This is a genomic window from Aneurinibacillus terranovensis DSM 18919, from assembly GCF_000430625.1.
In the GTDB taxonomy this organism is placed as follows: Bacteria; Bacillota; Bacilli; order Aneurinibacillales; family Aneurinibacillaceae; genus Aneurinibacillus_B; species Aneurinibacillus_B terranovensis.
Window position 1 is genome coordinate 1 of record NZ_KE387175.1, and the last position, 15,166, is coordinate 15,166.

General features: G+C 43.4%; 17 protein-coding genes and 1 pseudogene. 5 read left to right on the forward strand and 13 right to left on the reverse strand.

Going from position 1 to position 15,166, the window contains the following annotated elements; all coding sequences use genetic code 11:
* Positions 1-13 precede the first annotated feature (13 nt).
* A pseudogene (locus H525_RS26730) lies at positions 14-194 on the reverse strand (transposase); the annotation flags it as partial.
* A gap of 261 nt (positions 195-455) precedes the next feature.
* Entirely contained in the window at positions 456-1,055 is a 600-nt protein-coding gene (locus H525_RS0119330; protein ID WP_027417537.1) for a hypothetical protein, read from the reverse strand.
* Between the two features lie 148 nt (positions 1,056-1,203).
* On the opposite strand from H525_RS0119330, the gene H525_RS0119335 reads away from it, so the two are divergent.
* Positions 1,204-1,827, forward strand: coding sequence for a YktB family protein (locus tag H525_RS0119335; protein ID WP_027417538.1), 624 nt, complete (start codon positions 1,204-1,206; stop codon positions 1,825-1,827).
* Positions 1,828-1,876: 49 nt separating this feature from the next.
* Here H525_RS0119335 and H525_RS0119340 read toward each other — a convergent pair whose 3' ends face one another.
* The gene (locus H525_RS0119340) at positions 1,877-2,857 is read right to left on the reverse strand and encodes an NAD(P)H-dependent flavin oxidoreductase (protein ID WP_027417539.1); all 981 of its coding nucleotides are present in this window, start codon (positions 2,855-2,857) and stop codon (positions 1,877-1,879) included.
* A 169-nt stretch (positions 2,858-3,026) separates the two neighbouring features.
* On the opposite strand from H525_RS0119340, the gene H525_RS0119345 reads away from it, so the two are divergent.
* Entirely contained in the window at positions 3,027-4,496 is a 1,470-nt protein-coding gene (locus H525_RS0119345) for an aminotransferase class I/II-fold pyridoxal phosphate-dependent enzyme (RefSeq protein ID WP_027417540.1), read from the forward strand.
* Between the two features lie 76 nt (positions 4,497-4,572).
* Here the strand turns inward: H525_RS0119345 and H525_RS26735 are convergent, their stop codons facing one another.
* Both H525_RS26735 and H525_RS0119350 read right to left on the reverse strand, forming a co-directional pair.
* Positions 4,573-4,692: a GapA-binding peptide SR1P gene (locus H525_RS26735; RefSeq protein ID WP_081413516.1), complete on the reverse strand. Its 120-nt coding sequence runs from the start codon at positions 4,690-4,692 to the stop codon at positions 4,573-4,575.
* Between the two features lie 252 nt (positions 4,693-4,944).
* Entirely contained in the window at positions 4,945-5,238 is a 294-nt protein-coding gene (locus H525_RS0119350) for a DUF3055 domain-containing protein (protein ID WP_051331174.1), read from the reverse strand.
* Between the two features lie 275 nt (positions 5,239-5,513).
* Between H525_RS0119350 and H525_RS0119355 the strand changes: the two genes are divergently transcribed.
* On the forward strand, positions 5,514-6,488 hold the full coding sequence (locus tag H525_RS0119355) for a 4Fe-4S binding protein (RefSeq protein ID WP_027417542.1): 975 nt from the start codon (positions 5,514-5,516) through the stop codon (positions 6,486-6,488).
* Positions 6,489-6,516: 28 nt separating this feature from the next.
* Here the strand turns inward: H525_RS0119355 and H525_RS0119360 are convergent, their stop codons facing one another.
* On the reverse strand, positions 6,517-7,035 hold the full coding sequence (locus H525_RS0119360) for a MarR family winged helix-turn-helix transcriptional regulator (protein ID WP_027417543.1): 519 nt from the start codon (positions 7,033-7,035) through the stop codon (positions 6,517-6,519).
* 224 nt (positions 7,036-7,259) lie between these two features.
* On the opposite strand from H525_RS0119360, the gene H525_RS0119365 reads away from it, so the two are divergent.
* A complete protein-coding gene (locus tag H525_RS0119365) occupies positions 7,260-7,724 on the forward strand; it encodes a DUF1885 family protein (RefSeq protein WP_035102089.1) in 465 nt (154 codons plus the stop codon).
* Positions 7,725-7,843: 119 nt separating this feature from the next.
* Here H525_RS0119365 and H525_RS0119370 read toward each other — a convergent pair whose 3' ends face one another.
* From H525_RS0119370 to H525_RS0119395, 6 genes are all read right to left on the reverse strand, one after another.
* Entirely contained in the window at positions 7,844-8,224 is a 381-nt protein-coding gene (locus H525_RS0119370) for a DUF4912 domain-containing protein (protein ID WP_027417545.1), read from the reverse strand.
* Between the two features lie 120 nt (positions 8,225-8,344).
* Positions 8,345-8,968, reverse strand: coding sequence for a stalk domain-containing protein (locus tag H525_RS0119375; RefSeq protein WP_027417546.1), 624 nt, complete (start codon positions 8,966-8,968; stop codon positions 8,345-8,347).
* Between the two features lie 88 nt (positions 8,969-9,056).
* Complete coding sequence (locus tag H525_RS0119380; RefSeq protein ID WP_027417547.1) at positions 9,057-9,287, reverse strand: hypothetical protein; 231 nt, start codon at positions 9,285-9,287, stop codon at positions 9,057-9,059.
* Positions 9,288-9,313: 26 nt separating this feature from the next.
* Positions 9,314-9,544, reverse strand: coding sequence for a hypothetical protein (locus tag H525_RS0119385; protein ID WP_027417548.1), 231 nt, complete (start codon positions 9,542-9,544; stop codon positions 9,314-9,316).
* 10 nt (positions 9,545-9,554) lie between these two features.
* Complete coding sequence (locus tag H525_RS0119390) at positions 9,555-9,788, reverse strand: hypothetical protein (RefSeq protein ID WP_027417549.1); 234 nt, start codon at positions 9,786-9,788, stop codon at positions 9,555-9,557.
* Positions 9,789-9,811: 23 nt separating this feature from the next.
* On the reverse strand, positions 9,812-14,308 hold the full coding sequence (locus tag H525_RS0119395) for a cation-translocating P-type ATPase (RefSeq protein ID WP_035102062.1): 4,497 nt from the start codon (positions 14,306-14,308) through the stop codon (positions 9,812-9,814).
* Positions 14,309-14,451: 143 nt separating this feature from the next.
* On the opposite strand from H525_RS0119395, the gene H525_RS24870 reads away from it, so the two are divergent.
* Positions 14,452-14,793, forward strand: a complete 342-nt coding sequence (locus H525_RS24870) for a hypothetical protein (RefSeq protein WP_035102064.1) — start codon at positions 14,452-14,454, stop codon at positions 14,791-14,793.
* 50 nt (positions 14,794-14,843) lie between these two features.
* Here the strand turns inward: H525_RS24870 and H525_RS24875 are convergent, their stop codons facing one another.
* The gene (locus tag H525_RS24875; RefSeq protein ID WP_035102066.1) at positions 14,844-15,140 is read right to left on the reverse strand and encodes a hypothetical protein; all 297 of its coding nucleotides are present in this window, start codon (positions 15,138-15,140) and stop codon (positions 14,844-14,846) included.
* Positions 15,141-15,166 lie beyond the last annotated feature (26 nt).

Below are 15,166 nucleotides of genomic sequence, written 5' to 3' on the forward strand. Positions count from 1 at the left end.
GATTCCAAAGATTCCCTCCCCATAGTTTCTTTTTTAGCTGGGGGAACTCTTTAAATAGCAACCTTGCCGAAACACCTTTTAACGCTTTGATGATATTTGGAATTGAATGTTGCTTTATGGCGATATTTCACACACCATACAATATGGTATTGGATAGAGTACACATATCCTCTACCATGTTTGACTTCTGCCATGTTATCCACCTCAATCACAGGATAACATATGTCAAATATTTTTTAAGTTATTATTGCTAAATATCAGTATTTTTTTGTTAATAGATAAGTCAACATATGTCGGACAATTGACGTGTCAAAAGACACGCCTTGTCCGAAGCCGATTCATCTCATGACGGAAGTCACGAGTGTTCTCGGCTAATTCATAAAAAAAAGCATACTTATCGCAAAGTACGCTCGAAGTATGCTTATCATTTCTCCATATGACTGGAAATATCCTTCCTACAGTTCCAGGAGCAGCATCTCTTGATGCAGGTGAGACAGTTTTTCCTTTGTGCGCAGTATCAGGTCTTTATCCTCTGCCTTTATCGCCTCATGCAGAACCGACAATTCAGAATCCAGCTCCATGCGCAGAGCGGGGATACGGGCTTCCGCATCGGTTCGTTTTAACGCGGCCATCACATCATCCATTGTGACCGAGCATTCTTTTTCAAAAACAATTTCGCGTTGAGACCCTGTGATTTTGATAATTCTCTCAGCTTCTCCGTACCGGATTTTCTGCACGACAAGCTGGTCGCCGGTAAAAAAGGTGATAATCGCATGACCTTTTACTTGCTCGATAAAGTGGTGTAAAATTTTTTCGAAACGGTTATCTTTGATTTTATAGTGACGGTCACGCAGCCGATACTGCTGACCAATGCGTTTAAATGTGAGTCTGTGTCTGTTTTCGTTAGTTTGCACTGAGAGGGTAAAATATTTTGTTGTTTCTCTCCATGCCACATTCATCCCCTGTTCCATAATCAGTACAACAAGTTCCTGAATCTGCTCGCGGTTAAACCACAACGCCACATTACTGTATTCGATCTGGTCGTACGCCTGCATGTTACTCCCCTCCATTTCTAATATTCTGAAAATTTTGTTTACACTAATGATATACTATATAATTAAATAATTCAAGTGAGAATTGTTGTTAACTACTTACCACAAAGAGTATGATAAGAATCATAGCGTTCATACGAGGAGGTTCACCATGTCATTTCAGGGTTTTACCGAAACCGATTTTCATGTATTTACCATTCCGGGGTTGGAGGCGAGGATGGAAGCCCTTAAAGCGACAATTCGCCCAAAACTGGAAGCTCTTGGTTCCCACTTCACTCCGATTTTAACGGCGGAGACCGGGGACGAAATGTATTCCCACGTAGCCAAGCATGCCAGGCGAACGGTCCACCCCCCATCTGATACATGGGTTGCCTGGGCAAGCAGCAAGCGCGGGTACAAAATGCTACCCCATTTTCAGGTAGGCCTGTGGGAAACCCACTTATTTATCTGGTTTGCTTTGATATATGAATCGCCGATTAAACCTCATTTCGCAGATAATCTGGCGGCGAGCTGGCGGCAAATTAAAACGGAAATTCCAGCGAACTATGTCTGGTCGTTTGACCATACCCAGCCCGGCACGTATCCGCATGCGGATATGAATGATGAGAAAATGGAGGAGACGATACACCGGTTAAAAAACGTGAAGAAGTCTGAAATTCTTTGCGGAATTACCTTGGACAGGCATGATTCGTCCGTTTCCGACGGGCACGCTCTGCTGTCTATTGTTGAGCAAACCTTTCAAACCTTAAAACCGCTCTATCTTCTTTGCAGATAAAGAAAACTAAGGCTAGCGCCTTTGGCTTGGCGCTAGCCTTAGTTTTCGTTTATTCAGCTTCTGCACTCCCCTGGAACATGCGCGCGATATCATTTCTTCTGTGCTCCACTGCTGCCATCATTTCATCAAAAAGCGCCTGAACAGTCGGGACGCTGTTTATAAGCCCGATCACTTGTCCGGCCCAGCCAAAACCGTTTGACTCATCCCCGTCATAAATGAAATTCCGATTTGCCTGGCCGCTGATTAAAGGTTTGATTTGCTCAAATGATTCGCCTTTCGCTTCCCTTTCGATAATCTGCAGCGCATGGTCGGTACGGAGGGTGCGCCCCGGGGCCCCCAGTGTGCGTTTAATAACAACGGTATCCGTTTCTTTTCCCTTCAACAGCGCATCCTTGTATGCCCGGCTGGCATGGACGCATTCTTTGGTAGCGATAAAACGTGTTCCCATCTCAATCCCCTCAGCTCCTAAGGCCAGCGCGGCAAGAAATCCCCGTCCATCGCCGATTCCTCCACTTGCCAGCACTGGAATGGAAACAGAATCAACGATGCGGGGAACCAGCACCATCGTTCCAATGTCATCACGTCCAAGATGACCGCCGCCTTCCTGGCCTACCGCCATGACCGCATCTGCCCCCAGATCTTCCGCTTTCTGCGCCTGGCGCACACCTGCTACGAGCACCAATGTCCGGATGTCCTCACCTTTAATCCGGTCAAAAATCGGTTTCGGATTGCCTCCGGTAATCGAAATAGCGGAGACTTTCTCTTCAATCGCGACTTCAAGCAATTCTTCATACGGGCGGCCGTGCTGGCCGACTGCGAAATTAACGCCAAACGGCTTATCGGTTAACGCGCGCACCTTATGTATTTCCGCACGAAGATTTTCCGGTGTTTTAAGTGTCATCGCTGTAATTTGTCCGAGTCCGCCCGCATTGGAAACGGCAGCTGCAAGCTGGGCGTAAGCCAAATAGGCCAACCCGCCCTGAACAATCGGATAGTCAATGCCAAACTTTTCAGTTACACGTGTTTTCATTGTTCCTCTCCCCTTTATCTCATTTTTATTTATTATATATTTCAACTTACGCACGTTTAAATCCTTTTATTTTTCATCATACTGACTCTTGAAATCGGAGGGGTTTTTGGTATACTCTATATGTTTAAGCGACGACATAAAAACTGCATATGATTGGGGGCATGACAGTATGGATCAATCAAAAACTCCCCTTTTTACCGGGGTTGTTGAGCACGCCCGGAAGAATCCGATTCAATTTCATATTCCTGGCCATAAAAAAGGGGTGGGAATGTATCCGGAATTTAGGGATTTCATTGGCCAAAATGCTCTTTCGATAGATTTAATTAACATTGCACCGCTCGATGATCTGCACCATCCAAAAGGCATTATCAAAGAAGCCGAGGATCTGGCTGCTGAAGCGTTCGGTGCCGACCACACATTTTTTTCCGTGCAGGGGACAAGCGGAGCGATTATGACTATGATTATGGCTGTTGTCGGGCCCGGGGAAAAAATCATTATTCCACGCAACGTGCATAAGTCGATTTTGTCAGCTATTTTATTTGCGGGGGCCATCCCGGTATTCGTCCACCCCGCAATGGATGCAAATCTGGGAATCGCCCACGGCATCACAACCGCCTCCGTACGGAAGGCACTTGAACAACACCCGACAGCAAAAGGGGTTGTCGTAATTAATCCAACTTATTTTGGAATATCGGCAAATCTTAAAGAGATTGTAGAAGTCGCGCATGGGTTTAACGTTCCCGTTCTCGTAGATGAAGCGCATGGCGTTCATATTCATTTCCACGATCAGATGCCTCTCTCGGCCATGCAGGCAGGAGCCGATATGGCCGCTACAAGCGTTCATAAGCTCGGCGGGTCGATGACTCAGAGTTCCGTGCTCAATGTCCGGGAAGGCTTTGTCTCTGTCAACCGTGTCAAATCGATTCTGAGTATGATGACAACGACATCCACTTCGTATCTCCTGCTTTCTTCGCTGGATGTCGCCCGCAAGCATCTTGTTGAAAACGGGAAACAAATGCTCGATCGCGTGCTTGAACTGGCTGCTTTCGTCCGGGATGAGATTAACGACATACCTGGACTCTATTGTGTAGGAAAAGAAATTTTAGGTACAGAAGCCACCTATGATATGGATCCATCCAAATTAATCATTCAAGTGCGCGGGCTGGGGCTGACCGGCCATCAAGTCGAAGGATGGCTGCGTGAAAAATATAACATTGAAGTTGAACTCAGCGATCTTTACAATATTCTCTGTCTGGTAACTCCGGGTGACACCATCCTGACGGTAACGCTACTCGTTCAGGCATTGCGTGAATTAGCCCGCATTCAAATGGGGAAAAGTTCTTTGCGTGTTCTTCCGGTTCACCTGCCAAAAATACCGGCGCTCGCTCTGTCACCACGGGAGGCTTTCTACTCCGAAACGGAGATCGTGCCATTAACAGAAGCGGCGGACCGTATTATCGCGGAATTTATTATGGTATATCCGCCGGGTATACCGATTATTATGCCAGGCGAAATTCTTACAGAAGACAATATCACGTACATTCTTGAGAATCTGGAAGCCGGCCTTCCGGTGCAAGGGCCCGAAGATGAGTCTATGAAAACCGTCAAGGTGATTAAACGAACACAGGCAATTAAGTAGTATGACGCAAATAGTATAACCAATAAAAAAAGAACCCTGGTTTTGATTTTTGATAAGGGTTCTTTTTTATTTCTGTTTATTCTTCTTTTGACGACTTGCAGCCGCATCCGGAACATATGCCATACAGTGTATCAACCTTTTCATGTTCGTAGTGCTCGATCACGCTATCACATCGTTGACATACGATTGTAACCATTTTTTCATGACCTCCTATTGAATAAATACATATTAACTAATAAAACACCGCTTTATATGTTATATTATTAATATAATATGTCATACTAATTCCGTCAACGGGGTATTTTGACCAATTAATGAAAACGTGGGCAGCATTAGCCGCACTTATACATGTAGAAAAGTTATACGGTTCTTTACACAAAAAAATCCCCGGTTCTCATTTGGGAACCGGGGATTTTTTGGCTAACCTAGTTTTCGGTATTAGTCGAAATCAATATTGCTGCTGCCCGCTGGAAACCGACGGTAATTGATCCTGGAGGAAAAGGGACAACTCCCTTGCTTCTTCATCATTTTGGATAAGGAACTTTCTTTTTAGAAGCTCAAGATTCTGCACATCTTCGGAACACATAAGAGAAGAACGTCCCGTCTGCATACAAATCACGAGAGGTTTCCCAAAGAACTGATGTGTGAGAACGATTCCAAAATCGTACCGGCTTGTTTCTGATACAAACCCCGTAAAATGCACTTTCGTTGTCTCTGTTTCATCATACAAACGTTCGAACATTCGGAATTCCTCCCTTATTTTAAATTTGCCGTGAAATGATTATACCAGATTTTATTTTATATGACACGCTAAATTTATGATACTGGAACACTTTGGAACGTACATAGGGGGCCACCCCTAATTTTAAAGCATAAAAGAATCGGATCACCGTTTCTGGCTTGGCTAAAAGCCACAAACTGTTCACTTCCCTTCTCTTTGCTTATATGCGAGAATTTCAGTGTAAACACATACTCTATAAGAGAAATTCAGGAATTCAATTAGGGGGAAGAAAATCAGTGAAAAACCGTACATGGCTACAAGTTTTGATACTTGTCCTGTTTTTTATCGTACCACTATTCGATATTTTTAGAATAGATATGGTACACCTGCATTTCTACGTTTTAGGTAGAAAGTTTTCTTTTGATGACGGCTATATTTTACTTTTAACCGTACTTGTACTCGTTTTTACCTTTGTTTCCATTTCCAAATGGTTTGGCCGCCAATTCTGCGGTTGGATGTGTCCGCATAATACATTTTCCGGATACCTTACAAAGCTTACTAACTCTAAAGCATTAAAAAACAACGCCACCCTGCGGAATACAATTGATATTGGGCTTTCTGTAATTTTTGCCCCGGTTATCGGATTTAGCATGATCGCGTATTTCTACAACCCACAGGACTTGCTTGCCGAAATCATTCACTTCGATACATCCGCCTGGTCTTTCTGGGCATACTTCATCACAACTGTTTTTTTCTTTTTGATGATTAACCGCCTTCGCCATAAATTTTGCCGTAACGCCTGCCCGTACGGTATGCTGCAGATGATTTTGTCTGATAAAAACTCCCGTCAGGGTGGCTTTAGAAATATGTTTCGCGGCGCCGGATTCGTGCTGACCATCCTGATGACTGTGATGATTTCCCTTTTGCTCGTTGCTATTTTCAACAGTACCGGCTTCGCTGTGAGCATCGCGAAAAATATACAGGGAATACCCGCGCAGAATAAAATTATCTATACGTATAACCTTGAAATTGAGAACCTGGAAAAACAGCCGATGGCCTATACGCTTGAGTATAAAAATATCCCGCAAACATGGGATTCCCCACAGGTAAAAACCGTTACCGTTCCGGCGAATTCCGTGTCCACACAAAGCCTTATTTTCCGAATCGACCAGGGAAGCGTCGGGATCAATACGAATGTTACCGTCATCGTTAAAAATGAAAAAGGAAAAACCATTGAGCGTGAACTCAATATTTTCCCTATAAGAAAATAACCCCCAAGTTGGGGGTTTATTTTTTTTGCTATGAATGAGTCAACTTGCGTACCTTTTCATCGCTCTCACGAATCCAGTTGATTTTTTCCTGGCCATGCAGTTCCTCAGCAAGGAAATCAAGGCATTCAAAGAAGAGAGCAGATACATTTCTGCCATAGCGGTTTTCAAGGCTTTCCAAGGCGCGCGTGATACGAAATACATCGGGTGCCTGCAGGCGGCTTTCTTCTACGGTCATTCTTCCTTTATCGGTTAAGTATACGTTAACGACCCTGCCGTCTTTGTCACTTTTCTCAATGGTCACAAGCTCTTTCTCCATCATTTTCTTTACGTGAATCACCACGGATGAAGGATGCCAAAATGTCCATTCGGCAATTTGTGTAACACGAACACCTTCGTAACAATATACAATCCAGAGTATATTTAACTGGACCGCTGAATCCAACTGCAGCCTTCTTGCAGCGGCTTCCCAATCATCCTTATTGACAACAGAAATCGCACGAAGTGTATTTAATACATCATGAAGTTCGTGTGTATGATTGTTATTTATGCCCATAAAGTCCCTCCCTTTTCCTCCACTGATTTAATATTTTCTATAAATTTTATTTACTTATAATAGTATATTTTTCTAAAAATTTAGTCAACACGTTGTTTAAGAGAATTTGTAGATCGATTGCATATTATGAATTTTTATTGTCAAAGCCTTACTGCAATGCTAAACTGTAACATAGGCAAATCATAAGAATCAGTTAGCGGGAGTGAATACTCGTGAGCATGAATGCTTTCATTAAATTTGTTGAAGGTTCAACTACCAAGCAGGCTACTCTTGAAGAAGTGAAAGAAAAACTCAATCATTACATAGAAATGACAAAAAAAACAGGCGAGCAGTTGGATTGGACGTATAATAATTCAGCTTTCCCTTATACCGTGCATGAAAAACCGGAAGCTAAAGGCCAGTGGTTTTACTTAAAAGGGAACGACCCGAAGCTTTACTGTTGCATTCTCATCGGTGTCGGCTCGAAAGTACCTGCCGTTGTACAGCATGCCGGGGAAGAAGGCGAAACATCAGCCGCCTCTGCGCCGCCGGAAGAACATTACATTCAGGTTACTCTTACCGATGAATCAACGCACGGAGACAAAGGGAAAGCAAATGAATTCTGCAAATATCTGGCGAAAGAGTATAAAGCGGAACTTCATTTATTTAATGGCCGCGTCATTTACTATAACCCACGTAAATAAGAAGAGGGATGCGTATTAAAGAGCAATACTCTTTTCTTATAGCTAAAAAAAAGAGAACCTTCATCGGGTTCTCTTTTTTTATAAACAATGTAGCGGAAATAAGGTATATCCCATCACACTTAGCTTACACAAGGGGGTACCAGATTCGATCGTTTCAGCGAATAATACCGACCATCTATCATACGCACGCCTAATTCCCCACAATATTCGCGTGTGCCCTCCATCCCATACAGCAAGCATTCCGACGCCTGCAGGTTGATATCAAAATCAACATAATGGTCAAGTCCATCATTTTTAATCATTCGTTCGGTCACATCGTAGACGCGCAGAACAAACGGTAATTCAGACAAGGGAATGGCAAAACGCTGCTCGATAGCCTCCATTTGTTGATTTTTAATATCCCAGGATGCTACCAGCGACTGTGTATCAGACCAATTAATGCGTAAATTAGGGCCATCCAAATCTTGGTTGGAGGTACGCCTCTTAGGCTTCGCTTTCATTCGACGCTCTCGTTCCTTTCCATTTTAAAGTTTCACCGAAGTGAAGGTATTAAGGGTTGCATAGAATTATTATATCACTTACCTATAAAAATACAAATATCAGCCGTCAAAAAATGCATTTTATTGGGAATGGATTATATTTTCGCCAACAACCCTGTAATCCCCCGTATTTCCTTCTTTCATAATCAGTTGAACTTTATAATCGCCAGATTGTTTAAACTGCAGTTGTTTTACATTATGCGTATAAAGAAATGCTGTTCCATTTCGCGTGGTGGAATAACTCTGCGGATAACTAACATACTCATCCGAACCGTTCGGACCCCGCACCACGACTTTGAATACGAGCATGTCGGCCTTGGGCGCATTATCCACTTCGACAAAGACATCGAACGAGGCAGTTTTCCCCCTGGGAACAGCCATGAAAGGGGAGTTAATCTGATAATTGCCCTCCGTGCTTCTGGCGATTTCCCCAGCTACAATCATATTGATATTTGGTTTGGTTACCATCATCTCCCCCGTATTCTCATCGGAGTCAACAAACGCGCCCATCTTTTCAGCCGCGGTCTGGAGAGGAATCATAGTCTTATTATTTAGTGTAATCGCGGGTGTATCTTCTTCCGTTAAACTCGCACCGTTTATCCGGACATTGGCAACAGGATATTTACCCATATATATATTGCCCGATGCGAAAGCCACACCCGATATCGATAATGTTGCCAGTATAATGAGTGCCTTCCCCTTCATTTCAAACCCTCGTTTCCGAATCGTTTCAGCTATCCTACTAGATTTATACGCATGATACACATCTTAGTTTTTGTTTGGCCTTTAATTTTTAATTTTGGTGGACCTCCTCAAACTTTGGGATCGCTTTGCTGTAATACCCTTCCCAGTAGAACTCAAGCCCTTCCTGCCAGCGTTGAGTAACGATGCCTGGTTTATTGACGTCGGCATCGGCCTGCCGTGCCATTTCAGTAAATTTTTTGATGAATAAAAGAAGCCCGCTATGCAAAAGCGAGCAGATAATTTCGCAGCTTATTTTATCATTTTTTCCTCTGCCCCACAAAAATTCCTCGATTCATTATTTAGAAATTACCACTTTCTAAAATTAGAAAATGAAATCCACGAGAGGAGATTCAGTTTATTTTCTACTCCCTTCCGTTTCACCATCCCAAAAAACTCACTAAAGAAGAGTTCCCATTTTTTACCTAGTTCTTCTTTTTTTATTTGTTTTAGCTGAACCATATCCACACTTATGTTTAACGCTTGCTTAAGGTGAGCAAAGGCTTGCGTTAAATGATAATCCACATTATTCGCGTCCATCCATACCCTCCTAATGCAAAATTTCCTTGTCTATCTGTTTTCTCATACGTTCAAATTGTGCTTCAGCAAAAATGTCTTCCATTTCTTCTCTTGCCGTTTGAATTACTGTACGAATACCAGGCCATGCTTTTTCTTTGATTCTGCCTGCTGAACTCAATGTCGTTTTTGCAATAGGCAAGAGCGCCGATGCACAGTAAATGAGTGCGGCTCCAATGATAATACCTTCCAGATTTCTGTTAATCATATGTACACATCCTTTTTATTCATTTACGCAGCTTGTAATACAGGTTTAGACGGCAATCGCCCTTCTGTCAAAGCCTTGTACAAAGGCTTTGACAGAAGGCTCACCGATCCGCTTACGAGCAATACTTGCAGTAACTGGCCCCATTGTAACGGTGCCGTATGGAATACCCGGGCTAATGCAGGAACATACAAAACGGAAAAGAGTGATATCCAGGAAATCGCAAGAGAACCAACAAAAAACTTTTCCTTTATCCAGCTAGAGAATGGCTGTCCATTTTCCTGTCTCCAGGAGAATGTTTGGATCAGCTGGCCTGCAACCAGTGTTGCAAATGCCATGGTACGAGCTGCCGGGAGTGACGCCCCCCGAGCCAGGCTTGTTGCAAAAAGGCCAAGCGAACCTAAGCCAAGAACGATTCCCCTGATGGCCACCTTTTTGTACAAACTTTTATCAACGATATCCTGTTTTTCTGTTACTAATTCCTTATTTCCAGGATTTACGGCCAGAACTGCGGCCGGTAAAGCATCGGTTAAAAGGTTCATTAATAATATTTGAACCGGAACAAGCGGAATGGGCATCCCCCCGATGACAGCCAAACTGCTCACTAATATCTCGGCTAAATTCCCGGTTAATAAACAACCAATCGCTTTGCGGATGTTGCTTATAATGGTTCGACCCTCTTTTACACCTTCTAATATGGAACCAAAATGGTCCTCTTTTAGTACCATATCAGCCGTTTGCTTTGTTACCTCTGTCCCTGTTCTCCCCATTGCGATACCCACATTTGCCTTCTTAATCGCCGGTGCATCGTTTACACCGTCCCCTGTCATAGCTACGATTTGGCCGGTTTTTTGATAGGCCTGAACGATGCTCAGTTTATGTTCCGGGGTAACTCTGGCAAAAATCGAGACGTCTCCGACGATGTTTTCCAGCTGTTCATCACATAATTCGTCTAATTCACTTCCAATTAAAACGCGGTCACCCTGTTTGTACAGCCCTAACTGGCTTCCAATTGCAATGGCTGTAATCGGATGGTCTCCTGTGATCATGACAGGTTTAACGCCCAAACGGAATGTCTCTGCTATCGCATGCGCCACTTCCGATTTAGGCGGATCGATCATTCCAACCATCCCCACATAAATCAGTTGTTCGTCTTCGGCGTTCTCGTGGGTTTCATTCGTGTCTAACACCCGATAGGCGAAGCCAAGAACACGCAGCGCTTCGGCAGCAAATTGATCATTTTGCTGTAAGATGTTTGTTCTGATATCCTCTGTTAGTGGGTAAACTTTTCCGCTTTGCTGAAAAAATGAGCACTTTTTCAAAATGGCCTCAACAGAACCTTTCGCCATGATATGGCACGCATCTTCCTGCAACGTATCATTGCATAGAACACTCATTGTCCCGGTTGCAGAATCGAAAGGGATTTCCCGTTTACGGTGCCAGTGCGATAAGTTTGTAAAGCCCGCTTTTTCCGCTAACGTTAATAAAGATCCTTCCGTCGGGTCACCCTTTACGTTAAATCGTCCTTCTTCCATGGCTAGTTGGCTGTTATTGCAGAGAGCACCGATTTGAAGGATCTTATTTACCTCTTCATCACGTACATTTTCTCCGTCTTTATGAAGAAGTTTTCCTTCTGGTGAGTAACCCTCACCGGTAACATCCCATTGGTTGTTTATCGTGGCGATTTTCGTCACAGTCATTTCATTTTTTGTTAAGGTTCCGGTTTTATCAGAACATATGACACTAACCCGCCCCAATGTTTCTAATGCAGAAAGCTTTCTCATGACGGCATTGCGTCTTGACATTCTATAGATGCCGGCGCTTAATGCAATGGTAATGGTAACCGGCAAACCTTCCGGAATCGCGGAGGCGATTAAGGCTACCGATGTCGGGATCATTTGCTGTATCGTATTGCCTCTTACTAAACCTACAGCCAATACTAAAGCGCCCGCGAGGAACGCCCCCTTTACAAATACTTTACTAATCGAAGAAACCTTTTCTTGGAGAGGTGTAATCTCTTTATTTTCGTCTTTTAACAGGGAGGTTAAATACCCAATCTCGGTATTCATTCCTGTTTCAACGACCACCCCGATTCCTTTCCCGCGGGTGATATTCGTTCCCATATACAGCATGTTTGTTCTCTCGGCAAGCCCGGTATCCGGGGGCAATGTACCGGCAGACTTCTTCACTGCCAAAGATTCACCTGTTAAAGCAGATTCGTTAACCTCCAAATTCCAATCAGATAAAATACGCATATCAGCCGGCACTCTGTCCCCGCTCTCGATCACAACAATATCACCGGGGACTAATTGAGCTGCAGAGATCTCGGATTCTGTACCTTCACGAATGACCTTGCACATCGGCGGCTGAAATTGATTTAATTGATCAACGACTTTCTCTGCTTTCCGTTCCTGAACTGTGCTGACAACGGCGTTAGCCAGCAGTACAGAAAGCATGGCCAGGCCATCAAAAATATCTCCCGAATAAAGAGAAACAGCACTCGTTCCCAACAAGATCAGTGTGGTAAATTCCTTAAATTGTCTGATGAACGGAAAAACCCAATGTTCCTTCTGAGCAGGGTCTATCTGATTAAGGCCAACAGTTGACCTAATACCCGTTACGTTTTTTTCCGGTAGGCCTTTTTTGGAATCTGTCCCTAACCTCTCTTCCAATTGTTGTAATGAAAAAGTGTGCCAGTTTAGTCCATCATTTTTTTGCAGGTTACGTTTTATACGATTTGCGTCCGAACCGTTTTCTGCGGCTTTCTTTGCCCTGGCCAAAAGAACCACCTTTAACGCATCTGAAATCAGGTTGGCTAGTGGAGCAGCCATTCTGCCCGACATCATAAAAGCGGTTCCGAGCATATTCCACACCATTGTCCACTGTCGATGTTGCTCATTTACCGTCTCTATTTCCTTAGTGAACGCTAACGTCTTTTCAAAATGTTTTAGATCGGTAATAGGAATGCAGGATACATCGGTTTCACGTACTTGATCCGTTACAAAAATATATTTTTCTTTCAGTTTCTCAAGGTCTTCCCCGTTAAGTAATTCCCAATTATGTTCTTGTAGTTGTGTTCCCACTTGCATGGAATCTGATAAAAAATAAACCCTCAATTGCGGATGATTTTTTTGAAGATTTTTCAAATCCTCTCCGGCTTGGGTAGAGAAGACGGGATTCTGGTATAAAAAAATCGCCAAACACTTCCCGTTTTTACCTAAGAAATATACGTCTCCGTTTTTCTTCTCCCATCGTTTCACTTCAAGCTCGAACTCATTCCATAAAATTTTATGCTGCTGCATGAACTCTTTTGTGCCAAAACAATATGTTTGGCCGTTTACTTTACCTGTGATGCCTTTTTCTGTTTCTTTTACTTCAAATGATGTGCGCTTCGTCCTGTTAATCGCTGTAGCTTTTTCCAGAATTGAATGTTTTAAATGGTGGGAAGACTTTTCCACCAGACTGCCCGCTATACACCAAATTTTGTCTTCCTCTGTATTGCTTATGCATGATAATGTTTCTTTTCTCTTGGAAAACAGCAGAGATGTATCCTTTACTACAACATTTTCCAAGTGAGCGATGTCGCATAACGTTTTATTTTTAGGAATAGTATGCGACTGATTCAGCTCGGCGCTTTTCCACGCATATTCTTCCGCAGCTAAACTAGGTCTCGGATTTGCGGCCAGCATTACACCCATGGTTTGCAGCGGATTTCGCGTTAACAAATACGTAAGCCCTGCTAAGCTGAACGCTAATTTTGTACTGCGGTCGGCGTATGTTTTCGTTTTATCCGATAAGTAAAGGGAAGGGTCCTTGTTTTCAATGTTGTTTTTTCTTTGCTGCCAATTTAAATACTGAATCAAACTAACGCCGGCCAATGCAATTACATTCTCCCGCACGAGAGCTAATACGAAAGCGGCCGTTCCCAAAATCAAGTCTTCATTTAATCGCCTTTCCCTTGAAAAACGTTCGAAGCCTCTTTTAAACACCGGATAACCCGTTAGGATCGATAAAATTCCTGCCGTCTGAAACAACCCGCTGCCCATTGCTAACTGCGATTTACCCATGAGCAGCCGTTTGGCACCAATGATACCCAAGCCGGCAATCGAAGCCGTTAGTGCCAAAGAGGGAACGGAATTGTTTTTGGCTTCAGTCGGAATCGCTTCAAAAGTTTCCGGAATATCTACGGGTGGATTTGCTGCTACCGTTGCCGTACTTGCCACTTCATCTGTAATTTGCTCATCATATTCACCGCATCCGACATGACATTTCATGAACTCTTCTTTCTCAAGCTGATGAAGAAGGTTACAGATAGAACCAGTCGTAGCTTGGGCTGGATTGTACATAATTAACACCCGGCCTGTGTTCGTACATGTATGCACACGTTGAATGTGTGATAAAGATTGCAGAGATTGTTCCAACTTTTGTGCAAAAGCACGGTTATCCTTTAATCCGTATATTTGAACCCGCAGTCTGCCTGGTAATGACCGAATCAATCTCTGTTTAAATAGAATTTGGTTCACCGTTTCACCCCCCCTCTGTTACTTTCATGATAAAGTTATTATGATGGGATCGCTGCCTTTTTATTCGCTGTCTGATTTCCTAATGCATAACAATTACAAGTTAGGAAAAAGTAAACGATATACTAAAATATGGAGGGAAATTTATGATTAAAAAATTGCTTCCTAAATCCCCGCTTGGTATCGCCTTTTTTACAATCACAGCTATCCTTACTTTATCACCAGAAGCTAGACGATTAGTCAGGACAACCGCCGTAAAAGGCCTTGCTTCCATCATGTCACTTACAGATCAGGTAAAGGGGATGACGTCGAACACGCAAAATTTGCTGCCGGCTTCTTCCGAATCTAATCCTGTTTTTACATACGACACAAACGTAGAACCTGCGGAATATACAGAAAAAAATATGGACTCAGGCAGTGCGTTTAATGTGTTAAACGACAATTATTTACAAAGCCAATTTACAGAGATAAAAAATGAACTTCATTAATAAGGAAAAAGACCGGTCGCGCAAACACATCGCGATCCGGTCTTTTTCCTTTAACGTTTAAACATTATGCTGCCTGCTGTCGTCCCCACCGTACGCCCGACGCGGTCACCAATCACTCCTCCAATCATAGCCCCGGCCACCGTGCCGATACCCGGCATAACCGCAGAACCCAGCATGGCGCCGTATTCCACACCCGCCATCACGCCGACTGCACTTGTCACATTGCATGTTGTGTTTGCCGCATATTCACCCCTGTTGATAACCCCGTTTGAATATGCCCTCGAATCATTAATTTGAGATAATCCTCCTGAAACGACACCAGCCCAAAATGAATTTCCTCGAAACATCGTATACCTCCTTTTTAGACCTCTCC